This is a genomic window from Chryseobacterium camelliae (genome assembly GCF_030818575.1).
Lineage (GTDB): Bacteria > Bacteroidota > Bacteroidia > Flavobacteriales > Weeksellaceae > Chryseobacterium > Chryseobacterium camelliae_A.
This window is the reverse complement of the sequence record NZ_JAUTAL010000001.1, coordinates 2773535-2800521: the sequence shown is the minus strand read 5'-3', so window position 1 is coordinate 2800521 and position 26987 is coordinate 2773535. Positions and strand designations below refer to the sequence as shown.

General features: G+C 39.5%; 21 protein-coding genes and 1 tRNA gene. 9 read left to right on the top strand and 13 right to left on the bottom strand.

Annotated features, from left to right (window positions below; genetic code table 11):
- Window positions 1-29 precede the first annotated feature (29 nt).
- Window positions 30-485, bottom strand: a complete 456-nt coding sequence (locus QE404_RS12740) for a hypothetical protein (RefSeq protein WP_307451002.1) — start codon at window positions 483-485, stop codon at window positions 30-32.
- Window positions 486-1165: 680 nt separating this feature from the next.
- On the opposite strand from QE404_RS12740, the gene QE404_RS12735 reads away from it, so the two are divergent.
- The 4 genes from QE404_RS12735 (at window position 1166) to QE404_RS12720 (ending at window position 5509) form a co-directional block, all read left to right on the top strand.
- Window positions 1166-1429 (top strand): SemiSWEET family transporter, encoded by a 264-nt coding sequence (locus QE404_RS12735; RefSeq protein ID WP_307453398.1) that lies wholly within the window; start codon window positions 1166-1168, stop codon window positions 1427-1429.
- A 1189-nt stretch (window positions 1430-2618) separates the two neighbouring features.
- Complete coding sequence (locus tag QE404_RS12730) at window positions 2619-4130, top strand: hypothetical protein (RefSeq protein WP_307450999.1); 1512 nt, start codon at window positions 2619-2621, stop codon at window positions 4128-4130.
- 16 nt (window positions 4131-4146) lie between these two features.
- The gene (locus QE404_RS12725; RefSeq protein ID WP_307450997.1) at window positions 4147-4719 is read left to right on the top strand and encodes a DUF6705 family protein; all 573 of its coding nucleotides are present in this window, start codon (window positions 4147-4149) and stop codon (window positions 4717-4719) included.
- A gap of 10 nt (window positions 4720-4729) precedes the next feature.
- Window positions 4730-5509, top strand: coding sequence for a M23 family metallopeptidase (locus QE404_RS12720; protein WP_307450995.1), 780 nt, complete (start codon window positions 4730-4732; stop codon window positions 5507-5509).
- Between the two features lie 311 nt (window positions 5510-5820).
- Here the strand turns inward: QE404_RS12720 and QE404_RS12715 are convergent.
- The 4 genes from QE404_RS12715 to folB form a co-directional block, all read right to left on the bottom strand.
- A tRNA-Cys gene (locus QE404_RS12715) sits at window positions 5821-5891 on the bottom strand.
- A 48-nt stretch (window positions 5892-5939) separates the two neighbouring features.
- Window positions 5940-6437 carry an RDD family protein gene (locus QE404_RS12710; protein WP_307450993.1) on the bottom strand — a complete coding sequence of 166 codons (498 nt, stop codon included), beginning with the start codon at window positions 6435-6437 and terminating at the stop codon, window positions 5940-5942.
- Window positions 6438-6454: 17 nt separating this feature from the next.
- Window positions 6455-7846 carry a DUF4403 family protein gene (locus QE404_RS12705; protein ID WP_307450991.1) on the bottom strand — a complete coding sequence of 464 codons (1392 nt, stop codon included), beginning with the start codon at window positions 7844-7846 and terminating at the stop codon, window positions 6455-6457.
- A 5-nt stretch (window positions 7847-7851) separates the two neighbouring features.
- A complete protein-coding gene (gene folB / locus QE404_RS12700; protein WP_307450989.1) occupies window positions 7852-8214 on the bottom strand; it encodes a dihydroneopterin aldolase in 363 nt (120 codons plus the stop codon).
- Window positions 8215-8276: 62 nt separating this feature from the next.
- On the opposite strand from folB, the gene QE404_RS12695 reads away from it, so the two are divergent.
- Window positions 8277-8462, top strand: a complete 186-nt coding sequence (locus QE404_RS12695) for a bacteriocin-like protein (protein WP_307450987.1) — start codon at window positions 8277-8279, stop codon at window positions 8460-8462.
- Window positions 8463-8554: 92 nt separating this feature from the next.
- On the opposite strand, the gene thrC is transcribed toward QE404_RS12695, so the two are convergent.
- From thrC to thrA, 3 genes are read right to left on the bottom strand one after another with little or no spacing between them, the layout of a single operon-like run.
- A complete protein-coding gene (thrC, locus tag QE404_RS12690) occupies window positions 8555-9859 on the bottom strand; it encodes a threonine synthase (protein ID WP_307450984.1) in 1305 nt (434 codons plus the stop codon).
- A 10-nt stretch (window positions 9860-9869) separates the two neighbouring features.
- Window positions 9870-10793: a homoserine kinase gene (locus QE404_RS12685; RefSeq protein WP_307450982.1), complete on the bottom strand. Its 924-nt coding sequence runs from the start codon at window positions 10791-10793 to the stop codon at window positions 9870-9872.
- A 10-nt stretch (window positions 10794-10803) separates the two neighbouring features.
- On the bottom strand, window positions 10804-13254 hold the full coding sequence (gene thrA / locus QE404_RS12680) for a bifunctional aspartate kinase/homoserine dehydrogenase I (RefSeq protein ID WP_307450980.1): 2451 nt from the start codon (window positions 13252-13254) through the stop codon (window positions 10804-10806).
- Window positions 13255-13317: 63 nt separating this feature from the next.
- Here thrA and QE404_RS12675 point away from each other — a divergent pair, with 63 nt between their 5' ends.
- The 3 genes from QE404_RS12675 to QE404_RS12665 all read left to right on the top strand — a co-directional run bounded on the left by QE404_RS12675 (window position 13318) and on the right by QE404_RS12665 (window position 18360).
- Window positions 13318-13551: a hypothetical protein gene (locus tag QE404_RS12675; RefSeq protein WP_307450978.1), complete on the top strand. Its 234-nt coding sequence runs from the start codon at window positions 13318-13320 to the stop codon at window positions 13549-13551.
- A gap of 353 nt (window positions 13552-13904) precedes the next feature.
- The gene (locus tag QE404_RS12670) at window positions 13905-16901 is read left to right on the top strand and encodes a SusC/RagA family TonB-linked outer membrane protein (protein ID WP_307450976.1); all 2997 of its coding nucleotides are present in this window, start codon (window positions 13905-13907) and stop codon (window positions 16899-16901) included.
- Between the two features lie 10 nt (window positions 16902-16911).
- Window positions 16912-18360, top strand: coding sequence for a SusD/RagB family nutrient-binding outer membrane lipoprotein (locus QE404_RS12665; RefSeq protein ID WP_307450975.1), 1449 nt, complete (start codon window positions 16912-16914; stop codon window positions 18358-18360).
- 179 nt (window positions 18361-18539) lie between these two features.
- Here QE404_RS12665 and nadA read toward each other — a convergent pair whose 3' ends face one another.
- The 3 genes from nadA to QE404_RS12650 form a co-directional block, all read right to left on the bottom strand.
- Entirely contained in the window at window positions 18540-19559 is a 1020-nt protein-coding gene (gene nadA / locus QE404_RS12660; RefSeq protein ID WP_294210524.1) for a quinolinate synthase NadA, read from the bottom strand.
- Window positions 19560-19666: 107 nt separating this feature from the next.
- Window positions 19667-20227: a guanylate kinase gene (gmk, locus tag QE404_RS12655; RefSeq protein WP_307450972.1), complete on the bottom strand. Its 561-nt coding sequence runs from the start codon at window positions 20225-20227 to the stop codon at window positions 19667-19669.
- Between the two features lie 56 nt (window positions 20228-20283).
- A complete protein-coding gene (locus QE404_RS12650; protein ID WP_307450971.1) occupies window positions 20284-21141 on the bottom strand; it encodes a YicC/YloC family endoribonuclease in 858 nt (285 codons plus the stop codon).
- Between the two features lie 94 nt (window positions 21142-21235).
- On the opposite strand from QE404_RS12650, the gene miaA reads away from it, so the two are divergent.
- Window positions 21236-22147, top strand: coding sequence for a tRNA (adenosine(37)-N6)-dimethylallyltransferase MiaA (gene miaA / locus QE404_RS12645; RefSeq protein ID WP_307450969.1), 912 nt, complete (start codon window positions 21236-21238; stop codon window positions 22145-22147).
- Window positions 22148-22298: 151 nt separating this feature from the next.
- On the opposite strand, the gene QE404_RS12640 is transcribed toward miaA, so the two are convergent.
- Complete coding sequence (locus QE404_RS12640; protein ID WP_307450968.1) at window positions 22299-23711, bottom strand: efflux transporter outer membrane subunit; 1413 nt, start codon at window positions 23709-23711, stop codon at window positions 22299-22301.
- 101 nt (window positions 23712-23812) lie between these two features.
- Window positions 23813-26983 carry an efflux RND transporter permease subunit gene (locus QE404_RS12635; RefSeq protein ID WP_307450966.1) on the bottom strand — a complete coding sequence of 1057 codons (3171 nt, stop codon included), beginning with the start codon at window positions 26981-26983 and terminating at the stop codon, window positions 23813-23815.
- Between the last annotated feature and the right edge of the window lie 4 nt (window positions 26984-26987).

The following is a 26987-nucleotide window of genomic DNA, read 5'->3' as shown; positions in this document are numbered from 1 at the left end:
GGGAACAAAGACATCATTGTGTTACATCATTATTTAACTTTTCTTAAGTTCCGGGACATCTGGCCCGGATGCCTCATGTTGTTTCTTATAGGGGCAATCCCATGAAAAGTATTATATGTATGATAAAGATCGGTGAAATAATAATCGGCATCTATCCTCTGGTGGTCATACCATGAAACAGGATCAGATCCAATATAATCTTCTTCTGCTACTGAAGCTGAAGACGTAGTGATGGTATTTTTGTGGCACATGCAATACCTGTGGTCATTTTCTGTATGTTCCTGAAGACTGATTATTTTCACCTCGGTATCCTCCAGGTTTTTAAGGGCCTCAAATGTATCATGATCCAAAGTGAACCATGGCTCTCCGTGGTAAAAGAAATGATCGATGATATCAGGATGATTAATATATTTTTTTTCTGCCGGAGTTGCAGCAGAATACCCTTGACATTGTGTACAGAATGCGACTTTAATTTTCATATTCATAATTCATGATTTTAGGCGTGTGGTTTTATGTATATCAGAAGTTGTGCCAGAAATAGGGTATCTGGAGCGTATTTTTTATTATTTTCTTAAGAGTCGGGGAATCATAATCATAAAAAATTCATAAAACCTCTGTAAGGCCTGTTTCGCATAGGAAATAATCAATATCTTTGCCTCCGATTCTCATGTTTAATTGAGTTTTCATGGTTATTAGTTTTTGATCCCCGGAGATATCCGGGGATTTTGTTTTTTTATGGATTCGGTTAAACAGATGGTATTATTTGTGACAGATCTTCAGACATCAATACTTTGAATTACAACACATACTAAAATATGAAAATTGAAATCAAAACCCCTACAAAAAAATTTACCCTGAAATTCGAGAGTGAAGAAGCGTTAAAAAAATCCATACTGAAATTACAGAAGCCCTGACTGATGATATGAATATCAGAGGGAGGATGACGTATCGATGATGTTTCCTGCCTTATTGCTGAAAAACACTGTTATTATCATTCATAAAGAAACATCGGTAAGAACCTTATTTTCTTCGATTGCATCAATGATATGATACTTTTCCTTAAATTACTATGATAGCTTATCATAAATTTCTTTAGAAATGACTCATTATTTACGATCCTGCCTCCATGGCATAATAATTTCAAGCAATGTTGCTTAAACAAAGCATCATGAATGAAAAATTAATGCAGATTCTGGGCTGGATTGCCACGGTGACGGCAATGGCGATGTACTTTTCCTATATTCCGCAGATAAGCGGTAACCTTAAAGGTGACAAGGGGGACTGGCTTCAACCGCTGGTTGCCGGAATCAACTGTAGCCTTTGGGTGGTTTATGGACTTATCAAAAAGCCTAAAAAGGACTGGCCGATCGTTGTTGCGAACAGTCCTGGCGTATTTTTCGGGTTCTTTACGTTTGCAACCGCCATGTAGTAAGAAATCTCTGTAATCTGAAATTTAGATTATGCAAGAGATGTTGCTTTAATAAGGGATTATTGAATAATAAATAATATGTATTAGATTTATTGTAAGAAAATAGAAACAAAGAAATGTCAGATACATCTATGATCTGTGTATCTAATAATAAAACCGCTCTCAAAGAAAGCGGTTTTATATAAAGTAAAGTTAATGATTTATTGTCATTAAAGTTTCCTCAGAAACTTTATACTCGCCTTTTTGGTAAATATCTTTACTGGAAAGTAAAACTTCATAAGTATAGATTCCTTTTGGCAAATTGTACGTACACTCTTTTTCGTCTTTTTGGATGACGAATTCTTTTTTTATTTCTTCATCTTCTATTTTCCCATTGAAGTTTGTATTTTCCCAAAGTACAAAAGGCTTTCATATTCCTGACTCTTTAAAAAAACAAAAATTTCGAACAGCTAAAGAAGTCTTATGATAGAGTTTTTAAAATAGATAATAAAAAAGCCGGAAATCGATATTAAACCGATATTTTTGCGGTATTTTGTTCTAATTTCATTAATAATTTAGGTTGCAAAGATAGCCTAAAATAAATACCTCAACCGAGTTTCTCATCCTCTCAATGTGTTTGAGAGTTAAAGTAATAAAAAGGCTCTTCTTATTCAATTTTATTTTAGTAAATACAATTTTAAAATATTTGTATCTTAGCATCCAAGATTTTAACGAAAAAATATAAAGCATTAGCTTTCTTGTTCTGGAAAACTGGCACTTTTCAAAGACAAACAAGGTTAGACAATGCTCACGTTTTGGCGTGGGCGTGTTTATTTGTTTGTCGGGTATGCCAGTACCTCCGGAACAGTAGACATTGCTCCACGCTTTCTTATTTTTTACAATCCAACCAAAGTATATAAACATCTATAATTATAATACGACATAGTTTGTCGCTGTGTGATCGTAGTTTTGAATTATTGATTAAATATGATTAAACTAAAATATAACGCCTATGAAAAAGAAACCGCCTACATAATTACCGTAAAAATACCTAGATGATTAATGCATGATTTTATTTATAATTGTCGGAAAATCAAGAATTAATCTATGAAAAACAAAAGATATTCAGAAGACTGAAAATTATTAATAGTTTAATTAATTCAATTAATGATGAAAAAAAATATATTTAACAATCCAAAACAAACATTAAATGAAAAACAATTTTAATTCGAGGTTACTTTTACTCGTAACAATCTTTTTTGTTTTGTGTTCCTGTCGAAATGAACTCAATGAGCAAAATATATCCAATAATCTCAGTGCTTCAAAATTCAAATTTGTAACGCTGAAAGATATACCTGAAGTTGCAAGATATATTCATGCAAAAACAGGAAGGGAAGATTTTCAAATCCCAAACCATCACCAGAATACAGCAAAAACATTTGACTTTTCTACTGTTAACCTTTCTACTATTGTAAAGAAAACAGAAGGGGAGATAACTTATTATGTATTTGGTATTGATCCTGCTATACCAGATGAGAAAACAGTATACACCCTTGAAATAAAGGAATTAAGGGGGCAATTGGAAAGTATGAATATTATTACCTATCAATCTGCACACCCTTTGTCTGATGATCCGAAAACCAGATTTGATTATTTTACAGGGACAGTAAGCTCAACAGATATTGAAGGAAAAACAGGCTCAACCGTAGATTATTCCGATGGTGTTGGTGATTGTCCCGATGCTGGTGGAGACGGTGGAAATTCAGATTCAGGTAGTGGCGATATCGGATCAAGTGATATACCTCCCAATGGAGGTTGGTATGACGGGGGAGGTAGTGGTCATAATGGTGAAGAGCCGTGGAGTGAAGATCCTACTGGTTGTTGGGACATAATAACAGATCCTGTTAAACCGTGGATAACATTAGGTTGGTCTAATCATTGTAATGGACAGTACATTTCTAATGTAAATAAAATGGCATCAAGAGGAGGATTTGGAAAGCTAACTGCGGACTGTAGTGGTGATGGCTCTGGGGTTATTGTTATAAATCCTACAACACCTTGTGAGAAAATAAAAGCAGTGACAAATAATTCAACCTATAAAAGTAATATCTTGACTTTAGAGGGAAAAACGTCAGATGGCTATGAAAGTGGCTTTAGAATAAATTTACCAACACAGAATGGAAGTATTAATCAGATATTACAAAATAAACCTGGTACAAAAGAAGTTAATATAACTTTCTTTGCAAATACTGTTGGTGCAATGCATTCTCATTATGATGGTTTATATCCAATATTTTCGCCAGGAGACATCTATTTATTTAATCAATGGGTAACTATGGTTTATAATAATAATCAAGTCACAAATCCTAATGTTCCAATACCACCTTTAGAAGATATTTTCTTTACCTTAGTCACAAGCAATGGAAATTATATGCTGAAATTTGATACGAGTATGATGCCAAACCAGCTTCCAGTTTACACTCAACAACAATTTGATGATTTAAATAGGAAGTATATAGAAGATTATTTAGATAGTGCAGTAACTGTAGGAAATGTGAGTGGTAATATAAGTTATGATACACATAAATTGGAAAAAGAATTTCTTACATTCGTTAAAAAAGAAATGAATATGCCTGGACTAAAACTATATAGAACAACAGGAAGTGAAAATATAGAACTCAGCTTGGTTAATGGAAACCTAAAAGAAACTACATGTCCTTAATATTAAAACAAAAATTATGAAAAATATAATATTAATCATACTATCAATTATTACATTTTCATGTAATGCACAAATTTATCCACTAAATACTAGTCCAGGTGATATACCGGACAATGCTTATATAAAAGACATCAATAATGAATTAGATCAGTACGTAGGTTTATGGAAAGGAACGTGGGAAGGTAAAACTCTTTATCTTGAATTAAAAAAGGTGAAAACGTCTTCCATTTCTGGAAGCACACATCCATATTACAAAGATAGAATTTTAGGGGAACGAAAAGTTATAGCTTCAAACGGAACTGTAGAAATTGACAGAATTACAAACTTTGATACTCAATCACCTGAATTTAGTGGTATAAGTAAAAGTTTAAAAAATGGAAATTGGAAACGTATAACATTTTATCCTAAAGATATGTGTAAAAAAATGGCAACATTGGATATTACAAATTTTACAGGTAGTCAAATGACTTTACATTTGGAATATCTCCCAAGTTTTGTAGATTCTAATTGTCAGCATAATGCATATGTTAATCAATATGGAGATTTTCCAATCAATTTTCCAAAAGACATTGTTTTAACCAAACAATAAAGAAATTATAATGAATAATTTTTTCACTTTTCTTCTACTATTTTTGAATATATCTATATTTTCTCAATATAGAATTAAAGTTTATGATCATGATGAAAAAGATAGTATAATTTATATTTTAGAAAATGATAAAATATATGCTTGTCCCATAAAAAAGAATATAGGTAAGACTAACAAATGCGAAGCAAAAGAAGAGTTATCTTTTAATACAAATAAATATTTGATATTAAAAAACATATTCAAAAACAATCTTAAAGTTACGTCAATAATGCCGACTTTTAAAATATCCTCATATTCACCTAATGTATATTATGGTTATGATTTGCCTTATAAAAAAGGAGAACAATACAAAGTAACACAAGGATATAATGGTGATTATTCTCATATTGGTATAAATGCCCTAGATTTTGACATGCCAGAAGGAACAAAAGTAGTAGCTGTAAGGGATGGAGTTGTTATTGAAATGGTTGAGGATAATAATAAAGGATGTCCTACTGACAATTGTGCAAAATATGCAAATTATGTTAGCATATTGCATTCTGATCAGACAGTTGCAAAATACTCTCATTTGCAATATAAAGGGATAAAAGTAAAAATTGGAGATAAAGTTAAAAAAGGTGACTTAATAGGATTCAGTGGAAATACAGGAAAAAGCAATGGTTCTCATTTACATTTTTCTTGTCATCTAAATCCTGCTAGTAATGAAACTTTAAAAACTCTTTTTAAAACGGGCAAAGGAAATAGATTAGAGTATTTAAGAGAAGGAGAAACTTATTTAAAAAATTATTAAATTTAACTTTAAAATAATTATGAGCAGGTAAAATAATACCTGCTCGTTTTGTTTTAACTTATGTTGCCTTTACTAATAGTAAATATTATAACCATAAAATGGAAGAGTTTAATAATAAGTATAAATGATATGCTGAATGTTGAAAAAAGAAGATAAAATATTGTTGAAGTCAAATTATAGAAAGCAGGACATTTTGTTCCGCTTTATTTATTGTTAAAGTTTATAGTTTTTTAGATTATCGGGAAAATATCGGGAAAAATGGAAACTAAAAAACCCTAAACTACTAATAAATAGAATAGGGTTTTATCAAGAGGTACCTAGCGGATTCGAACCGCTGTAGATGGTGTTGCAGACCACTGCCTAGCCACTCGGCCAAAGTACCGTTTTGAGGTGTGCAAATATAGCGAATTTTCTTAATAAACAAAAAAAACTAGGCAATTTCTTTCTGCCCGATCCTGTTGATATCGTCTTTTGCCTGTTTTTCAGAGATATAATTTAGCCAGTTGACAACGCGTGTATCGCTGAAGCTGTCGTGCCACCCTTCCCGTCCGAAAAAAGAAAGAGGCTCAAAAGGAATCACCCTGTACAGACTTATGTATAAGATTTGTTTTCTGTCAGATTTTTTCCCATCAACACTGATTACCCTTGTTCCGGTAACATATTTTCCGGGTGTCATGCCCTGGGTATAATATTCCCAAATAAAAAAATAGATAAAGGCTACCACAGCGCCAATGAATATATCCCATAAAAAGCCGCCATCGTTATAGAAGTAAAAAAAACATATAGAGGTAAGGGCATACAGAAAGCCGGAAATAAAGGTTAAGATCACGTGGATGATCATTAACACAATCGTATCAATAAGGTTATTAACAAAACGTTTTCCTAGCGACGCTTTATTCCGGTCGATAATCAGTAAATATTTTCTCATGGTTATAGTTGAATATTTTATATTCCGTTGATCGTTAATTGTAAAGAAGCACTGATGTCAATCACAGCCGTCAGGCCCGAAGGACTCAGCAGGATTATTCCCGGCTGCAGGGTTATGACTTTTCCGGACATCTTTATCCCTTTGTAATATTCTGTATTAAAAGACTGCTCTATGCTTTTTCTTGCATTGGTTTCCATGTCCAGGGTAGGAATTCCATACTCATTTTCAATGGTTTTTATAATCTGTCCTTTGAACAGCAGGGTTGCCGTTTTCTGGAGGATATTGGAGGTCCTGAGATTAAACTTCGTTCCGGTTAAAATAATTTTATGTTTACCCGGATCATAAACGGGAATTCCGGAAATGAATACTTTCCCTTTGATATAGCCCTCTGTTTCCGCTTCTATCATCACCCGGTCTTCTGAATTATATACCTGTATATTCCTGACTTTTACAGAAGATCCCCTTATGTCATATTCTTTATTCAGAAAAAGGTTGCGGGCTATTTCCGTTGCAGAAGCATAGGGGATATTAGCCGTGGTCTGAAGCAGAAAACGGTCAGACAGCGAAGGAGCGGAATTGAAGTCCGGTACAGTTTTGATCAGGGATGTTGACTGAGGTTTTTCACCGGTAAACGTTTCGGAATAAACAGTCACTCCAATATTGGTATTGATCTGATTCGCGTAAAACTTCAGCGGAGTAGTGGTAATGCTTACCGGGCTAATCTTAAGCCAGGTATTATACTCTTCTGAAATATTGAACGGTTGCGAAAAAGCATTCCATGCCATCATGACGTATTGCTGGAAATTCAACTGGCCGGCAACCTGCTTGTCAATGGTTTCACAGAATTTTTCCTGTTGTTCCCTGAGGCTTTTTTCAACCAGTGATGTAATCGGAATCTTTATTCTTCCGTAGTCCAGTACAGGTTTCACCACCCACCGGAATCCGTTAGGCTGTGTTTTGGTTCCCAGTGTCCAGTTGTTTCTGAACTGCAGGTTCATATTAAAAGACATGACGGTTTCGAAAGTGGTATTCTGATAGGTGTATATACCCAGGGTTCCGATGCCTTTTTCAGCCCATATTTTCAGCGGGACTTCAATGAGGATGTTATTGCTCGTTCCGCCTACCAGCCGTATCGGCCGGGTTTTCCAGACTTTTACTTTGAACTGGTCATTCTCATTGTCCGTATAAGAATCATCTTCATAAATCAGGTCTTTTACTGAAGCGTTGATCATGTTGCTGATGCCGGCAAGCGGAATCGTAACAGGCATGGTAATGCCGGATTTGATCTTTGGAAATTGATAGGTGTCAAGCTGACGATCCAGATTGGTTTGTCCGGATGCATATAAAAAAGTAAAAAGAAATGCAAGTACAGTGAATTTCAGTCCTGATTTTTTAAAACAGATCTTCATTTTGATTATGGTTTGAACATCTTGTCAAGCTCTATGGATGCCCCCCTCATTTCTCCCTGCATCGGCGGGCTGGTCTTGGTGATTTTTATTTTAATATAGTCAATCTGGGAGAATTTTTCATGAATCCTGTTGATAATCCTGCCGGCAACATGTTCCATGAGTTTGGAAGGGATGCCCATTTCATCATGTATGATGCTGTTGATTTCGGCATAGCTCACTGTGTCATTCAGATCGTCCGATTCCGAAGCTTTCCACAGGTCCGTATGGAGTTCCGCATTCACGATATAATATGTCCCGACAAGATTTTCCTCAGGAAGGACGCCGTGGTAGGCGTATATTTTCACATCTTCAAGAAATATTCTGCTCATAGGTATGGTTGTGATTTACAAAAATACTATATTTATAAGGCAAACAAAAAAAATAAATCAGTATGAAAAATTTAAAAAAATTAAACAGAGTAGATCTGAAAAGCATTAATGGAGGCGACACATGTAATTTCGCTTGTCCTGCGGGTCCATACGGACCTGGATTCCCTAAATCCTGTGCCGATTTCAACGCATTGCCTGAGTGCTGCAAATCAAAAGTTTTGGTAAGTGCAGATTGTTTTGAGCAGTAAAAAATAAAACACTGACTCACTATTGAGTCGGTGCTTTTATCAGTAAGATTAATATTAATCGTTTTAATCAAAGGTTTCAAGGACTGTTAATTTTACTTTCCGCGCAGTAGAAACTTTTTCAGTGCTTTAAATTCCGGAGCTATTTCAAAGCTCTTTTTTTCTTTTTTCATCAGGTTTTCCAGGGCATCAGGCAGGGGTATTTTAGTTTTTACCGCCCTTTCAACGATGCCGGAAAATTTTACAGGATGTGCCGTCCCCAAAATTAATCCTTTTTTATCCAGATTTTCCGTAAGGTATTCTTCAAGCGCAGCATAGGCCACGGCACTGTGTGGTTCAAGCAGATAGCCGTAATTTTTATATACTTCCTGAATGGTCTGTAATGTCTTGTCATCATCGACAGAGGTTCCGGAGATGCTTTCTGTTAGATTTTCAAACCGATGGTCAAAAAGTTCCAGGATCCGCACAAAGTTGCTGGGATGGCTTACATCCATGGCATTGGAAAGGGTCGCAACAGTCTCTTTAGGTTTAAAATCCTGGGTCTTTAAATAATGGGGGATAACATCATTTTCATTGCAGGCAGCAATAAAGTGTTTAGCAGGCATTCCTCTTAGATGTGCCAGTAATCCTGCGCATAGGTTTCCAAAATTTCCACTGGGAACGCTGATAACCGGATCTGCCGCTTCAGTTTTCTGCCACTGTTTTAATGCCAGCAGATAATAGATCTGCTGGGGCAGCCATCTGGCCACATTGATGGAATTGGCAGAAGTCAGTAACAGCTCTGCATGAATCTCCTCGTCTGCAAAAGCCTGCTTTACCAGGGACTGGCAGTCATCGAAACTGCCGTTAACTTCCAATGCGTAAATATTTTCGCCGAGGGCAGTCAATTGTTTTTCCTGAACATCGCTCACCCTGTTTTTTGGATATAAAATGACTACTTCAATACCTTTTGTTTTTAAAAAACCGTTTGCCACAGCTCCTCCGGTATCTCCTGAAGTAGCCACCAACACGGTAACTTTTTTATTGTTATTATTCAGGAAATAAGATAGGCAGCGGCTCATAAACCTTGCTCCCACATCTTTAAACGCCAGGGTAGGACCATGAAAAAGTTCCAGGATATACATCTGGTCATTAATTTTCTTTAGGGGAATCTCAAAATTGATGGTTTCCGTAATGATTTGTCGCAGGATATCCGGCGGAATTTCTTCTCCTGTGAAATCTTTCATGCATTGAAATCCAATTTCCACATCTGTAAACTGGTCCAGGTTTTTAATGAATTCCGGATCGAACATCGGAATGCGTTCAGGAAAAAATAAACCTTTTTCTTTGCCCTGACTTCTGATCAGAGCGGTTCTAAAATCGACAACTTCTTTTTTATCTTTTAAATTATAGTAATTCATTGGTGCTTTTTTAATCTTTAACTATCCGGATTCCGGATGGATTTACTTTGGAAACATAAACAAGACTTTCAATGCCTGTACTGTCATAGGCGGACTTCATGATTCCGGCGATGGTACGGGAAGTTTCTTCTTCTTCTGAGAACATGAAAACAGAAGGCCCTGAACCTGAAATACCGCCGCCTAAGGCCCCAGCTTCTAAGCTTTCCCGCTTTATATGATCAAATTTTGGAATCAGGATGCTTCTTACGGGCTCGATGATGACGTCATTAAGGCTCCGCCCGATCAGTGCATGATCATTATTCTGAATCCCCGCTACCAATCCGGCAATATTTCCCCATTGCTGTATGGCATCCTTCAAAAGGATGTTTTTCCTTAAAATCTCCCGGGCGTCGGAAGTCTTTACTTCAACCTGCGGATGGACGGCAGTTACCCATAAGTCGGGTGCATTCAACGGAATGATATCTACCGGTTCGGAAGATTTTACCAAAGTGATTCCTCCGTAAATGCAAGGTGCAATGTTGTCTGCGTGACGGGCTCCAGAAGCCAGTTCTTCTCCAAACATGGCGTAATAGACCATTTCTTCCCTGGTGAAAATATTTCCCAGCAAAAGATGCGCTCCCAGGGCGGCTCCCGCGGCACTTGCCGCGCTGGAGCCGAGCCCGCTTCCCGGTTTGATGTTTTTATGGATGATCACCTCAAATCCATGCTTCAGTTTCAGGCGTTCCATAATTTTCAGCAGGACAACACCTGCAACATTTTCAGCCGGCTCTTCCGGCAACCCGAATCCATCGGTATGCCTGATGATGATTTCAGGAGTTTCCAGCAATCTCATTTCCATATCATCTGCGGGTTCATTAATGGCCATTCCCAAAATATCAAATCCGCATACCAGGTTGGCAATGGTTGCCGGAACTTTTAATGTAACTTTTTTCATATCCTATAGATTAAACGGAACGTACAATATCTGCAAAAACACCACTGGCCGTTACTTCTGCACCTGCTCCGGCCCCTTTGATCACCAATGGCTGATCAGAATACCTTAGGGTTTTAAAAATCACGATATTATCCTTGCCATACAAATGGAAAAGATCACTTTCAGGCGCAATATGGTGTAAGCCCACTTTAGCCTTTCCATCCCTGAATTCAGCTACATATTTTAAAATGTTTCCACTGTTTTTAGCATTGTCGAGCAAAGTTTTAAAATGACTTTCATATTTGGATAATGTCCTGTAGAAATCTTCTACATTGCCCTGCATGCATTCTTCCGGAAGGAAGCTTTCATTTTCAATATCGTCAAACTCAAGCGCATATCCCGCTTCTCTTGCCAGGATCAATATTTTCCGGGCTACATCTGTGCCTGCAAGATCCAGACGCGGGTCGGGTTCTGTATAGCCTTCTGCCTGAGCCTGGGCTACCGTCTCAGAGAATGTTCTGGTACCATCATAATGATTGAAAACAAAATTCAGTGTGCCGCTGAGCACGGCCTGGATCGAAAGAATTTTGTCCCCGCTCCTCATCAGGTCATTGATAGTGCCAATAACAGGAAGACCTGCCCCGACATTGGTTTCAAAAAAGAACCTGCAGCTGTGGTTCCTTGCCGTTAATTTCAACTGTCTGTAATGCTCGAGCGAAGAGGATGCGGCAATTTTATTGCACGCTACAATATTCACACTTTTTTTCAGGAGTTCTTCATAGATTTCCGGAACTTCTGAACTGGCTGTAACATCTACCAGGACAGAATTCCTCAGGTTACGGGAAACAATTTCAGCGGCAAATGTTCCGGCAGAAGCTTCTTGTCCGTTCTCATGCAACTGGGATAGCTCATGTTCTGAAATCCCTTTTTCCGAGAAGAGCATTTTGCGGCTGTTGCACACCCCGGCAATCCTCAGGTTCATAAGTAGATTTTCCTTAAGGTAATCATTTTGGGCATAGATTTGCCCGATGAGTTTTTTTCCTACATTCCCTGTCCCGCAGAGGTATAGGTGCACCTGCTTGATTGCAGATTCAAAAAATTCTTCGTGAAGGACGTTCACCGCTTTTTTAATGTCCGCTTCCGAAATAACGATGCTGATATTTTTCTCTGATGAGCCCTGTGCAATAGCCCTGATATTGATTCCGTTATTTCCCAGGCAACCAAACATTTTTGCACTCACACCACTTCTGCTTTTCATATTTTCTCCTACGAGGGCAACAATGGCAAGACCGGTTTCGATGATTACCGGTTCTACTTTTCCTAGCCTAAGATCATCTTCAAATGAAGAATGGATCGCATGCTGTGCATTGGCAGTATCTTTTTCACTGATGGCGAGGGTGATGGAATGTTCCGATGAACTCTGGGTAATGAGGATAACATTGATGCTTTCATTGCTTAAGCATTGAAACAGCTTGGCTGAAATTCCCGGAATACCAATCATTCCGCTTCCTTCAAGAGTTAATAATGCAATCCGGCTCATGTTCGAAATGCCTACGGCAAACTCCTGCTGTTCGGCGTCTGGTTTTTCCAAATGATTACCAACCAGCGTCCCGGCTGCTTCCGGGTCAAAAGTGTTTTTAATCCTGAGGCTGATTTTTTTTGCCATGACCGGCTGGAGCGTAGGCGGATACAGGACTTTTGCCCCAAAATGGGAAAGTTCCATTGCTTCTGCATATGAAATCTGAGGAATTGGTTTTGCCGCGGAAACCAGCCTGGGATCAGCAGTCATCATACCGCTCACGTCTGTCCAGATCTGAAGTTCTTCAGCATCCGCGGCGGCAGCAATAATAGAGGCTGTATAATCTGAACCGCCTCTTCCTAAAGTCGTAGGATTGCCTTTTTTGTCACTGGCCACAAATCCGGGAGCTATGACCACACGATGCTGATTTTTCTGAAAGAAGTCTTCCAGATTTTTTTCTGTGGCTTCAAAATCCACTTTGGCATTGGTGAAATTGCTGTTGGTGATCACATATCCGGCAGCATCCATCCAGATAACATCCAGTCCTTCCGATTTCAGCCGTGCAGCAATAATATTAGAAGAAAGGAATTCACCGTAAGAGGTGATTTTATCTTTAATCCTTCCGGTAAATTCTTCTAAGGCGTAAATTCCGTTACAGAGGTCTTCAATGGTGTTGAACTGTTTTTTAACAAAGCTAAGCAGCGAACTCTGTTCCAAGACCGGGATCAGTTCTCTAACAAGTTTCAGGTGCTTTTCTTCAAGTTCTTTGACGATACTCAGATAATTGGCGTCATTCCTGGATGCTGATTCCGCTGCCTGGATGAGTTGGTCTGTAACTCCATGGAGTGCTGAAACAATAACAGTCACCGGGTTTTTAATGGATTCTTCCTTTATGATATGCCCAACCTTTACGATATTTTCAGCATTGGCGACTGAAGTTCCGCCAAATTTTAAAACTTTCATGATGTGTAATTTAAATGGTAGAAAAATGAAATTTACTCTTAAAAAAAGAGTACATGCCTTTGGATGATATGTGAAAATTTACCCCGTTATGGGGTAGTAATAGTTGTTGTAGCAATAATAGAAACAGAAGATACTTCCGGAATAGAGAAATCCGGAGCAGAAATATCAGCTATGTTTCTTGAAAATTTCATACTTGCTTATGCAAATCTACAAATTATTTTGAAACAGCAATGGAAATCATTACGAATTATTACGCTTAGCTTATTTAAATTGAAAAAGAAAGCACTGATGAAATAGGCCGCATCTACTTTTTATTTTTATGATAATAACACTAGAAATTTATAAGCAAGCATTAAAATAAAATTCTGGTATTTATAAAGACATTTTGAGACAATAGATTTAATTTTTTAAATATCAGGTATTTGTACATAATAAATCTAATTTTTGATCAATAAAAAGATAAATTATGTAAATTTTAATTTTATCCCATTAAAAATATATATATTATGTTAAAAAATGATTAATTGATGCTTATTTTGATGAATAATTATATTTATGATAATTTTAATATAAAAAAGTTAAATTATTGTTAATTTTTCTTTGATATTTTAATAAAGTTTTACAATTTTGCATCAGCAAATTTAATAGATATGAAGAAACTCACAGTTGGAGTTCTATTACTCGTTATGTCTTCATCCCTAGCTGTTGCTAAGGCTCAGCAGAAGAAAGACACAGTAAAGACAAAAGAGATCGAAGGAGTAGTAATTACTGCATTAGGCATCAAAAGAGAAAAAAAATCTTTGGGATATGCCTCACAGGAAATTAAGGGAAGCGTACTTTCGGACGGTACTACGAATACCGGAAATATTGCTTCTCAATTATCAGGAAAGGTAGCAGGCCTCACTGTTACAACAAACAATAACTTTGGAGGATCCTCTAATTTATTAATTAGGGGAATAAAAACATTAGGAGGAGGAAATCCTTTAATTGTTATTGATGGTTCACCCGTTAACAATACTTATACCCAGGAGAAAAGTATCGATTATGGAAACGCTCTGTCTGATATTAATCAGGAAGATATAGAATCTATAAACGTTTTAAAAGGAGCTGCTGCATCAGCTTTGTATGGAGAAAGAGGATTAAACGGTGTTATTGTCATCACAACAAAGAACGGAAAGGGAAAAGATGATGGATCCTGGGGGGTAACGCTATCTTCCTCTATGCAAATCGGATTTATAGATAAATCCACTTTTCCGGAATACCAGACCAGATACGGAGCAGGTTATTCTCAAAAATTCGGAACACAAGCTGCTGATGGACTGAATAATGCCAACTTTGGAGCAGATGCCTCCTGGGGCCCAAAATTTGATCCGAATTTAATGGTATATCAATGGGATTCGTTTGATCCTACCTCTCCCAACTATAATAAAGCTACTCCCTGGGTAGCACCTAAAAATGGACCTATAAAGTTTTTTGATAATCCATCTACATTCAGTAATAGTGTTACCCTGGAAAAAGGGCAGAAGGGTAAGAATATCAGCTTTACCTATGAAAACATGATGTCGGACGGCTTGATGCCTAATTCACATCTTAATAAAAATAATTTCTCCTTAAAAATTAATTATGATCTGACCCCAAAACTTCATACCTCTTTTTATTCTACAATGACTCTACAGGATACAAAAGGGCGTAGTATTACAGGATATTCCAATAATATAGCCACAGGTTTCAGACAATGGTGGCAAACGAATGTTGATATAAAAGAACTGGAAAGAGCATATTTTGCTAATGTAGGGGCAGATGCTGCGAGTGCTGCAAATAATTATGGTAATGTAGTTTGGAACAGGAAATCTGCAACTAACGGATTGCCCGCATATTGGAACAATTCTTATTTTCAGGCTTACCAAAATTATACTTCAGACAACAGGTTTAGAAATTTTACCTATGCGCAAGCAACGTATGACATAATTAATAATATTTCAGTTACAGGTAAAGTTTCTTATGACAGATCTAACCTGTTGGCGGAAAGCAGACTGGCTGTAGGTTCTCTACCGCAGGCTTTTGGGCAGTCTAATAATGCTGTTACTTCAGGATATGCCAGACGTGATGTATTGAGGACGGAAACCAATTATGATTTAATGGTAAACTATAAGTTTGACATTACTGATGATATTAATATTTCCGGAGTCGTGGGTGGAAATATCCGTAGAAATTATTTTAATTCTGTCTATGCTTCCACAGAAGGAGGCTTGGTAATTGCCGGAATTTATGCATTGTCGAATACTAAAAAAGCACCGTTGGCCTCCGATGAAAACCAATTTACGACTCAGACAAATTCAGGGTACGTTACCGCTTCGTTCGATTTCTTTAAAAAATTCTATATAGACGGAACATGGAGAGTTGACCAAAGTTCTACATTGCCTGCCGGAAATAATGTATATAATTATCCTTCTGTAACGGGATCAGTAATCATGTCTGAAATCTTAAATACTAAAAGCTGGATGAATTTCTGGAAACTAAGAGCGAATTATGCAGAAGTTGGGGGAACGGCAGATCCTTACCAGCTAGCCAATAATTACAGATCTGCAGGAATTTTATCGACAATAGGAATATACAATTCAATTCTAAATCAGCCTAATCCTAATTTAAAGCCTCAGAGATCCAAGGAATTTGAAATAGGAACTGAAGCTCATTTTTTGAAAGACAGGGTTACAATTGACTTTGCTTATTATAAAACAAAGACAATAGATCAGATTATTCCTCTTCCGGTTTCTTCAGGAACAGGATTTACTGCAAAAGTGATTAATGCAGGTAGAATTGATAATACCGGTTATGAGGTACAGTTAGGTTTAGTACCACTAAAATCAAAAGATTTCTCTTGGAATATTGATGTCAACTGGTCTAAAAATGAAAATAAAGTAGTTGATCTGTATCCGGGAATTACCAACCTGTTACTGAATACTTTTCAGGGAGGCGTTTCTTTAAACGCAAGAGTAGGAGAAGCTTGGGGAACATTGGTTGGGGCTGATTATACTTATCTCAATGGAGAAAAAGTAATTAATCCAAAAACAGGTAAATATTTACAGAACCCAAACCAGATTATCGGAAATACTACACCTGACTGGATCGGTGGTATTAGAAACAGTTTGAGCTATAAAGCCTTTTCTTTAAGTTTCTTAATTGACATACGTAAAGGAGGCGATATATTCTCTACGGATATGTATTATGGTTTATCCTCTGGTCTGTACAAAGAAACAGCCATAGGAGATTACAGAGATAATAACGTTGTATTGCCGGGAGTTCTTCCTGATGGCACGCCTAATAATATTGCCTTATCCCAGTTTGATAACGGAAGCTCGATGGGGTATAAAACACAGCCTTCTCGTGAGTTTGTGTATGACGGTTCCTTTGTTAAACTTAGGGAAGCGAGCATCGGATATACCCTTCCTAAATCTTTACTTGCCGGAACTAAAATTTATGATGCCAAAATTTCACTTGTAGGACGAAATTTATGGATTATTCACAAAAACCTACCGTATGCAGATCCTGAAGCAGTAGTAGGTGGCGGACTGAATTCTTACGGGTGGTCTATCGGTTCAATGCCTACCACTAGAGATCTTGGCGTTAATGTAACATTTAAATTCTAAATTGATAAAAATGAAAAATAGTATAAAAATAAGTTTAGTTTCTTTGTGTATTGGATTAGGAGTAAGCTCATGCCAAAGCGATTTAACCTCGCTTAATGATGATCCTAAGCATCCATCGATTCTGCCATCAGAAAATTTGTTGGCCACCGCCTTATACCAATCTTCCTATTATATGGATAATCCAAGTGTGAATTTTAACAATTACAGGTTCTTCACACAACAAATGTCCGAAACTCAGTATCCGGATGAAACTCAATATAATTTAGTGACCCGTAACCAGCCGCGTAATCATTTCAACAGGATGTATGTATACAGTCTCAATAATATTAAGCAGGCAAAAACTAATTTGAAAAGTGAGGTAGAAGCAGACGAAAACGTGCGCAACAATAAACTGGCAACTCTAGAAATTGAAGAAATTTTTATCTGGGAGAATCTGGTGGATACTTATGGCGATATTCCTTATTATGATACATTTAAGCCTGACGAAAATTTGACGCCAAAATACGATGATGCCAAAACTATTTACCTTGACTTAATCAAGAGAATCGATCTTGCTGTTGCGCAGATAAAATCAGGAGTGAACGGCTATGCGCCGGTTTCCGGAAATTATTCTGGAGATCTGGTATATTCCGGAAATATGACTAAATGGAAAAAATTTGCTAATTCTATTAAGCTAAGGCTAGGAATGAATTTGGCAGATGTTGATCCTTCATTATCAAAAACTACTGTAGAAGCTGCTGTAGCCGCCGGAGTTATTTCTTCCGATGCTGAGGCATACAAATTTAATTATGACGGCAATACATTTTCAAACCCTGTTTTTGATAATTTAGTGGCATCCGGCAGAAATGACTTTTTACCAAGTGCCCTAACGATCAATACGATGACTTCTCTTTCAGATCCGAGGCTGGATGTTTGGTTTACTAAAGTATCAGGTGTTTATAAAGGAGGTGTTTTTGGGGAAATAAACGATCCGTATACTGGTTTTTCGCAATTGGGTTCTTATTTTAGAAGTGCTACAGCACCATCGAATCTACTGAGCTATGCAGAAGTAGCATTCTTAAAAGCTGAAGCTGCTGCAAGGGGATATTCTGTAGGAGATACAGCGCAGAACCTTTATAATGCAGCGGTAACTGAATCTATGAGAGAAAATGGAGTAAGTGCTGCTAATACCACAGTATATTTAGCCACAAATCCTTACAACGCTGCAAACTGGAAACAGTCTATCGGAGTACAGGCTTGGATTGCAATGTTCAATAAAGGATTTGCAAGCTGGAATTTTACACGACGTCTTGATTATCCTGTTCTGGTGAATCCTCCAAAATCCAATTTATCTTCTGTTCCTTATAGAATGCCATATTCGGATCAGGAATATGTACTGAATGGGGATAATGTAAAAGCTGCCGGAGATAAGATAGGTGGTGATAAAGCCACTACCAAATTATTTTGGGATAAGTTTTAAGAGACATTTCACTTAACAGATTCATATTTAAAAATTAGCTCTTAAGCTAACTATGGCCGGAAGACCTCTTCCGGCCTTTTATTTTGGAATAAAAAAAATGGTCAGAAATTGATTCCGACCATTTTTATTTTTGAATGATTTATCTTTTTAGAATATATCTTCGATAAGTTATGAAAAAATTACTTGATGCTTTTTGAAAGATCGAGCATAGCTTCAATCGGTTTCAGTGCTTTTAACCTGAGTTCTTCATCAATGATGATTTCAGGGAGCTCATATTTCATGCACAGATACAGCTTCTGCATCGTATTGCGTTTCATGTAGAAACATTCCGAGCAGTTGCAGCTTTCGTCAAATACCAGCGCAGGAATCAAGGTTTTATGCGGCGCGCGCTTTTTCATTTCGTGAAGGATGCCTTCTTCAGTAGCAATGATAAATTTCTGGCAGTCTTCTTTTTCCACATAATTCAGCAGGGCAGAGGTGGAACCGATGAAATGAGCCAGCTTTAATACGGCTTCTTCACTTTCCGGGTGGGCAATCAGCTTGGCATCCGGGTTGTCTGCTAACTGCTTTGCAATCCTTTCCATTGAAAATGCTTCGTGAACAATGCAGCTTCCGTCCCAAAGGATCATGTCACGGCCGGTTTTCTGGGAAAGGTATCTACCCAGGTTTTTATCCGGGGCAAAAATGATCGGACGATCCTTCGGCAGGGCTTCAATAACAGTTTCTGCGTTGGAGCTGGTTACTATAATATCGCTCTCAGCTTTGGTTTCCGCATTACAGTTGATGTAAGTGGCTACCAGGGCATCTGGATACTGTTCACGCATTTTCCTTAATCCTTCTCCCGAACATCCGTCTGCCAGTGAACATCCGGCCATGGTATCGGGAAGCACCACTTTTTTGGTGGGGTTGAGGATTTTAGCGGCTTCGGCCATAAAATGGACCCCACAGAATACAATCATGTCGGCATCCGTGTCTTTGGCCTGTCTGGCCAGCTGTAAGGAATCGCCAAGGAAGTCAGCGATATCCTGAATATCTCCCGGCTGATAATAATGGGCGAGGATCACAGCGTTCTTTTCCTTCTTAAGTTCCAGAATAGCTTTGACCAGCTCGTCTCCTTCCGGAATGACAAAATCTTTTATATCTAAAAATCCCTTTACAGGAATGGCAGATTTGGCTTTTTCTAATGTTTCGGTACTCATATCCACTTAATGTTTTGTTGATCAGAAGTTAGCAATTTGAATTGAGAAATGGTATTTTACCAGGTTAAATTTTGCCTCTCGGATTCTTTTTGAAGCTTGCTTTCTGACTATGCTATAAAATTCCTTATTAAAAGTTCTATTTCTTTTTTTGCTTTCTCCAGATCATCATTGACCACAATGGTATCAAACTGATCGGCGTAGGACATTTCCTCCTCGGATTTTTCAATCCGGATCCTTATGGTTTCCGCATCATCGGTATCTCTTGAAACCAGCCTTCTCTCAAGTTCTTCAATGCTTGGAGGCTTGATGAAAATGGACAATGCCTGTTCACCGAAATATTTTTTCAGGGAAACTCCGCCTTTTACATCTACATCGAAAATAACCACTTTGCCCAAGTTCCAGATTTTTTCGACTTCAGATTTCAGAGTTCCATAATACTTATCGGTGTATACCTCCTCATATTCTACGAAAGCATCTTCTGCGATCTTCTGCCTGAATTCATCCGGCGAAAGAAAATGATAATCTACGGCATGTACCTCGCTGCCTCTCGGCTGGCGTGTTGTGCATGAGATGGAAAACTGAAGTTCGGAAATGGTTTCCAGGGCATGTTTTACCAGTGTGGTTTTACCGCTTCCGGAGGGGGCTGAAAATATAATAACCTTATTCATGAATGATAAGAGATAATTGATTTACATAAAGTTTCACTTATTCGCTGATACGTGTCTTATAAAACGTTCAGGGTCTGCTCTTTAATTTTTTCAAGATCATCTTTCATCATCACCACCAGTTTCTGGATCGCCGCGTGATTAGCCTTTGATCCCAGGGTGTTGATCTCCCTGCCGATTTCCTGTGAAATGAATCCCAGCTTTTTACCGTTAAAATCTTCTTTGTCCATCACCTCCTGATAGTATTTAAGATGTTGTGCAAGGCGCACTTTCTCTTCGGAAATGTCCAGTTTTTCAGTAAAATAGGCCATCTCCTGATAAAAACGGGTCTCGTCTACATTTTCAAATTCTTTGAGGGACTTCTGGTATCGGTCTTTCACGCTCGCGATACGCTCTTCCTCAAAAGGAATCACCTCAGAAAGGTACCGGTCAATATTCTGCAAATTCCTTTCCAGTTCCTCATGCAGGATTTTACCTTCTGCTTTCCGGAATTCTTCGAATTTATCAACTGCATTATGAACAATACCGGCCAGATTTTCCCATTCACCTTCAGTAAGTTCATCAGGTCTTGAGGTAATGGCATCGGGAAAACGCACTGCCATTTTCAGGTATTCGAAATCGGGTCCGTCCGAAGCAATGGCACGCAGTTCCGTAATGTAAGAGTCAATAAGTGTCTTATTGATTTTCACATCCGTGGTTTCCTGAAGGTTTTCTACGGTAACATAGCAGTCTACCTTTCCGCGGATGATCCTGTCGTTAAGGATTTTCCTGATTTCAAATTCCTTTTCCTTATAGCGTAACGGAACTTTAATATTCAGGTCAAAACTTTTGCTGTTCAGGGATTTGATATCTACGGAGATTTTTTTTCCTTCAAAAACACCTTCGGCTCTACCAAAGCCGGTCATGGATAAAATCATACTTTTCTATTGTTGTACAAAGATAAACATTTAAATTAGCACTGTGAAATCTGTAAAGATTCTATCTGACAGATATAATAATGAGCGTGAACAGATGAAAAATTTGATTTCTGTAGTAGGCCCCACGGGAAGTGGTAAGACAAGACTGGCTATTGATCTGGCAAAATATTTAGGGACTGAGATTGTTTCCTGTGACTCCAGGCAGTTTTTCAGGGAAATGAAAATCGGTACGGCAGCTCCTTCTGAGCAGGAATTGGCAGAGGCAGTGCATCATTTTATAGGCAATCTTTCCATTCAGGAGTACTATTCCATCGGGCAGTATGAGCATGATGCTGTACAGAAACTTCAGGAACTTTTTCTCTCTCAAGATACCGTTATCCTGGTCGGCGGCAGCATGATGTATGAAAAAGCCGTACTGGAAGGGCTGAATGACCTTCCGGAAGCTAATGATGAAAACCAGAAAAAGCTCCAGGCTATTCTTGAAAACGAGGGTATCATAAAACTGCAGGAAATACTGAAAGATCTGGATCCTGTATATTTTGAAGTGGTAGACATCCATAACCACAGGAGGCTTTTGCGGGCCATTGATGTCATCTGGCAAACCCAAACCAAATACTCTGATCTTATTTCCGTTTCTCAGGGCTCCAGGGATTTTAATGTAATTCGGATCGGTATTGAAGCTCCCAGGGAAGCATTATATGAGAGGATCAACAAAAGAGTGGATATCATGATGGAAAACGGACTGCTGGAAGAAGCAAAGGGGCTGGAAGACTTCAGGCATCTGACCGCATTGAATACTGTAGGCTATTCCGAACTCTTTAAATACTTTGACGGTGAATGGGACCTGGATTTTGCTGTTTCTGAAATCAAGAAAAACAGTCGGAGGTATGCCAAACGCCAGCTAACCTGGTACCGGAAAGCAGATGATATCTATTACCTGCCTTTAGGATATGGGCCCAATGATTTTGAAAGCCTGATTTTGCATATCAAAAGCCTGATGAAGTGACATCATCATTAAAGCAGAAAGATTGATACAGATTATTAATCTGGAATTCAACGGCAGGAATCAACTGAAATAGTATTCTAAAAATAAAAATGCGGCCCCGGAGGGCCACACTTTCTAACAATATAATCAATAGTTTGGATGCGTTCGTGCACTACTTCCAGCCTCCGCCTAAGGCTCGGTAGAGATCTACGATGCTGCTCAGACGCTGTCTTTTTACGGATGCCAGATTCAGTTCGGCCTGTAGCGAATTTCCCTGTGCCGTAATGACCTCCAGGTAATTGGCCATTCCGCCTTTATAAAGCATTTCGGCGCTTTTGATCCCATCTTTGAGGGTATTCACCTGTTCAGATGCTTTCTGTTCCTGGACTTTCAGGCTTTCATTGGAAACCAGGGCATCAGAAACTTCACCCACAGCATTTAAAACCGACTGCCGGAAGGCCAGTACATTTTTCTCCCTTTGGATCTTAGCGACATTCAGGTCTGTTTTCAACTGCCTCTTTTGGAAAATGGGCTGGGTAAGCCCTCCCAGAACGGAGCCGAATAAGGATGCAGGCATCTGGAACCAATTATCAAATTTAAATGAATTGACGCCACCATTGGCAGTAATCCTCAGTGCAGGATACATATTGGCCTGGGCAATGCCTATCATAGCGTTGGATTCCAGAACGGCCAGTTCCTGACGGCGGACATCCGGGCGGCGGCTCACCATTGCAGCAGGTAGCCCTGCAGAAATATGCTGGGGCAGGGAAGTATCAGACATTTCAAGCGTCCTGTTTACCTTACCAGGATTTTCCCCTACCAGGATGCTCAGTGCATTTTCCTGGATGGCAATATTCTGCTCCAGCTGGGTAATCAGGAGTTCCGTAGATTGCTTCTGTGCAGTAGCCTGCTGAACACCCAGAGAGGTAGTGTCGCCGCTCTGCCACATTTTCTCCGTAATAGATAAGGTATTCCGGCTCAGTTCCAGATTCGATTGTGCGATCTGAAGCTGTTTATCCAGCATCAGCAGATTGTAATAGCCTTGGGCAATGGCCGCAACCACCTGCGTCTGGATGGCCTTGGTCGCTTCATATGTCTGAAGGTACTGCATCCTGGATACTTCCTGCTGGTTTTTGATCTTTCCCCATATGTCCGCTTCCCAGGAAAGGTTAAAGGCTGCGTTATAATCTTCCACATGGTTCTGACCGAGGAACAGATTCAGGCTCTGCCCGTTCATGCTGTTCTTTGAAGGCTTTGAAATCTGTGCGGCAACACCGAACCCGATGTCCGGATACTGGAGGTATTTGGCCTGCATCAGCCGCTCCTGTGAAGAAGCAACCTGCTGTAAGGCAATCTGCAGGTCGTAATTGTGCTGAATACCCTTTTCAATAAGTTTCTGGAGGACCGGATCACTGAAAAACTCTCTCCATTGGAGGTTGGCAATACTTGCGGTATCCGCTGTTGCCGTATACTGGAATTGTTCCGGTAGATTGGTTTCCGGCTCTTTAAAGGCCAGTTTAGACACACATGAAACAGACCCCAATGCCAGCGCAAATGTTATGATGATATTTTTTACTCTTTTCATAATGTTAAATAGTTTAGTATTGGTTTAATTCCGAAATACTCTGATGATGGCCGAAGGTTTAGTATGTTTATAAATAACTTTTTGATCAGCCATAATCAATCTCAGTGGGCTGCAGCCAATAATTTCTCTCTATGCAGCCTTTTCTTTTTTCTGCTCGGCATTTTCTCGTGCAGGTACTGAAAAATCACGTACATAACAGGAATAATGAAAATTCCCAGGACTACTCCGGTAAACATTCCGCCTACCGTACTGATCCCGATGGAATGATTTCCCTTGGCAGCAGCTCCCTGCGTCCATACGAGCGGAAGCATACCGATAATAAAGGCGAATGACGTCATCAGGATCGGTCTCAGACGAAGCCTGGAAGCCTGTAAAGCAGATTCAATCAACGTTTTGCCAGCCTTTCTCCTCTGGACGGCAAATTCTACGATCAGGATGGCATTTTTAGCCAGTAATCCTACAAGCATGATCAGTCCGACCTGAACGTAAATATTATTATCAATTCCTGCTAAGCCTGTAAAGGCGAAAACTCCGAAAATCCCTGTCGGAACGGTAAGGATCACAGCAAACGGAAGGATATAGCTTTCGTATTGTGCAGCCAGCAGGAAATAGACGAACATGATGCTCAGCAGAAATACAAAGGCTGTCTGGCCTCCGGTCTTGATTTCTTCGCGCGTAATACCTGTCCATTCGTAACCGTAACCTCTTGGCAAAGATTGCTGGGCCACTTCTTCTACGGCTTTAATGGCATCCCCGGTACTGTAACCAGGTTTAGGGGTTCCGTTGATGGTTACCGCATTGAACAAGTTGTTCCTGGTAACGGTTTCCGGCCCGAAAGTCCTTTTCAGGGTGACAAGCGTTTTTACCGGTACCATTTCTCCTAAATTGTTTTTTACATAAATGCCTTCCAGCGAATTCGCATCCGTACGGTAAGCAATATCCGCCTGAGCCATCACGCGGTAATATTTACCGAACCGGTTGAAGTCTGACACAAAGCTGCTTCCGTAATAGATCTGCATGGTCTGCATCAGTTCAGTTACCGAAACACCCAGCTGGTTGGCTTTGTCCGCATCTACATCAATGGTATACTGAGGATTTCCTGCGGCATATGTTGTGAAGGCAAATGCAATTTCCGGACGTTTCATCAGCTCGCCGATGAAAGCCTGCGTGGTTTTTCCCAGTTGTTCAAAAGATCCGTTTGTTTTATCCTGAAGCATGAACTCAAAACCGGAAACATTCCCGAATCCCTGCACTGTAGGGAAGTTGAAGAAGAATGCGCTGGCATCTTTTACCTGGCCTACCTTACCTGTCAATGCAGCGGCAATCTGGTCCGGATCTTTCATCTCGCCACGGTCTTTGTAATCTTTAAGTTTTATGAAACCTGCAGAATACGGAGATGCGTTGGCATTGCTGATAAAGTTGAGGCCGTCGGCAACCCAGAGGTGGTTTGTAGCCTTTTCCCCTTTTACAATGGCGTCGATCTGCTCCGTTGCCCTGTGGGTCCTTTCCAGTGAGCTTCCTGGAGGTGTATTCACCGCATACAGTACAAATCCCTGGTCTTCCGTAGGAATAAATCCTGAAGGTGCCTTCCTGATCAGGAATATACTGGCTAAGGTAATAACTGCAAGGCCTCCGACAGCTATCCATTTGTTTTTGATCAGGAATTTGAGGCTGTAGATGTATTTGCCGGTCATCTTATTAAAGCTGGTATTGAATGCCCTGAAAAACCTGGCTCCGAAACCTTTTTTATTTCCATGTCCTTCATGGCCGTCCTGTGGATCATTTAGAATCAGTGCACATAAAGCCGGGCTTAAGGTCAAAGCGTTAACCGCTGAAATCATAATCGCAATAACCAGGGTGAAAGCAAACTGCCTGTAGAAAACCCCTGCCGGGCCCTGCATGAATCCTACAGGAATAAATACGGCACACATCACTAGGGTGATTGAAATAATAGCCCCTGAAATTTCGCTCATGGAATGCGTGGTTGCATGGTCTACTGCCATTCCTGTATGTTCCATTTTTGAATGGACAGCCTCTACCACAACGATGGCATCATCTACAACGATACCGATCGCCAGAACCAGTGCAAACAGGGTTAACATATTAATGCTGAACCCAAACAGCTGAAGGAAGAAGAAAGTACCGATAATCGCTACCGGAACCGCAATCGCCGGGATTAAAGTGGATCTGAAATCCTGCAGGAAGATATACACCACAATAAATACCAGGATGAAGGCAATCACAAGTGTTTCCACAACCTGATGGATGGAAGCATCCAGGAAGTCTTTGGAATTATACATGATGATCGGTTTTACCCCTTTGGGCAGCGTGGTAGAAAACTGGTCCACCTGCTTTTCAATTTCAGTCAGGATATCATTGGCATTGGATCCTGCCGTCTGCAGTATGGCAAAACCGGATACAGGCTTCCCGTCTACTCTGTTGGCAGCAGTATAAGTGTAGGAACCGAATTCCACCCTGGCTACATCTTTCAGCCTCAGAAAAGATCCGTCATTATTCGCCTTAACGGCTATATTTTCATAATCTTCGTTTTTATTCAGTTTTCCCTTGTATTTAAGGATGTATTCATACGTTTCCTTACTTCCCTGCCCGAGGCGGCCGGGTGCAGCTTCCAGGTTATGATCTTTTACCGCAGCAAGGACTTCCTGAGGCGATAAGTTGTTGGCAGCCAGTCGGTCCGGCTTCAGCCAGATCCTCATGGAATAATCCCTCGTTCCGAATACCTGGGCCTGGGCTACACCGGGGATACGCTGTATCTGAGGAATAATGTTGATCTTCATATAGTTCTGAAGGAAGAGCTCATCATACTGTTTAGGGTCATCGCTGGTTAAACCCATAAACATGATCATACTGTTCTGTACCTTCTGGGTTGAAATTCCGGCCTGCACCACTTCCTGCGGGAGTTGGCTCATGGCTTTCGATACCCGGTTCTGCACATTTACGGCAGCATTGTCTGCGTCTGAACCCTGCTTAAAGAATACGCTGAGGGTCATGGTACCGTCGTTGCTGGAATTGGAGGTCATATATGTCATGTTCTCCACACCGTTTACCGCTTCTTCAATAGGCGTAGCCACAGAACGGGCCACAACTTCGGCATTGGCACCGGGGTAGAAGGCAGTTACCTGCACGCTTGGCGGGGCAATATCCGGAAACAGGGTAATCGGAAGATTGAATACCGACAAGGCTCCAAGCAGCAGCAGGATAATGGAGATGACGGTTGAAAGTACCGGCCTTTCTATAAATTGTTTTAACATGGGA

Bases quoted from the DNA above. Each gene is read 5' to 3' on its own strand.
- miaA (WP_307450969.1), top strand. From the start codon at position 21,236: ATGAAAAATTTGATTTCTGTAGTAGGCCCCACGGGAAGTGGTAAGACA.
- QE404_RS12720 (WP_307450995.1), top strand. From the start codon at position 4,730: ATGAATAATTTTTTCACTTTTCTTCTACTATTTTTGAATATATCTATA.
- QE404_RS12710 (WP_307450993.1), bottom strand. From the start codon at position 6,437: ATGAGAAAATATTTACTGATTATCGACCGGAATAAAGCGTCGCTAGGA.
- QE404_RS12695 (WP_307450987.1), top strand. From the start codon at position 8,277: ATGAAAAATTTAAAAAAATTAAACAGAGTAGATCTGAAAAGCATTAAT.
- QE404_RS12635 (WP_307450966.1), bottom strand. From the start codon at position 26,983: ATGTTAAAACAATTTATAGAAAGGCCGGTACTTTCAACCGTCATCTCC.
- QE404_RS12650 (WP_307450971.1), bottom strand. From the start codon at position 21,141: ATGATTTTATCCATGACCGGCTTTGGTAGAGCCGAAGGTGTTTTTGAA.
- QE404_RS12730 (WP_307450999.1), top strand. From the start codon at position 2,619: ATGAAAAACAATTTTAATTCGAGGTTACTTTTACTCGTAACAATCTTT.
- folB (WP_307450989.1), bottom strand. From the start codon at position 8,214: ATGAGCAGAATATTTCTTGAAGATGTGAAAATATACGCCTACCACGGC.
- QE404_RS12640 (WP_307450968.1), bottom strand. From the start codon at position 23,711: ATGAAAAGAGTAAAAAATATCATCATAACATTTGCGCTGGCATTGGGG.
- QE404_RS12665 (WP_307450975.1), top strand. From the start codon at position 16,912: ATGAAAAATAGTATAAAAATAAGTTTAGTTTCTTTGTGTATTGGATTA.
- QE404_RS12675 (WP_307450978.1), top strand. From the start codon at position 13,318: ATGATATGTGAAAATTTACCCCGTTATGGGGTAGTAATAGTTGTTGTA.
- QE404_RS12740 (WP_307451002.1), bottom strand. From the start codon at position 485: ATGAATATGAAAATTAAAGTCGCATTCTGTACACAATGTCAAGGGTAT.
- gmk (WP_307450972.1), bottom strand. From the start codon at position 20,227: ATGAATAAGGTTATTATATTTTCAGCCCCCTCCGGAAGCGGTAAAACC.
- QE404_RS12670 (WP_307450976.1), top strand. From the start codon at position 13,905: ATGAAGAAACTCACAGTTGGAGTTCTATTACTCGTTATGTCTTCATCC.
- thrA (WP_307450980.1), bottom strand. From the start codon at position 13,254: ATGAAAGTTTTAAAATTTGGCGGAACTTCAGTCGCCAATGCTGAAAAT.
- QE404_RS12725 (WP_307450997.1), top strand. From the start codon at position 4,147: ATGAAAAATATAATATTAATCATACTATCAATTATTACATTTTCATGT.
- nadA (WP_294210524.1), bottom strand. From the start codon at position 19,559: ATGAGTACCGAAACATTAGAAAAAGCCAAATCTGCCATTCCTGTAAAG.
- thrC (WP_307450984.1), bottom strand. From the start codon at position 9,859: ATGAATTACTATAATTTAAAAGATAAAAAAGAAGTTGTCGATTTTAGA.
- QE404_RS12705 (WP_307450991.1), bottom strand. From the start codon at position 7,846: ATGAAGATCTGTTTTAAAAAATCAGGACTGAAATTCACTGTACTTGCA.
- QE404_RS12685 (WP_307450982.1), bottom strand. From the start codon at position 10,793: ATGAAAAAAGTTACATTAAAAGTTCCGGCAACCATTGCCAACCTGGTA.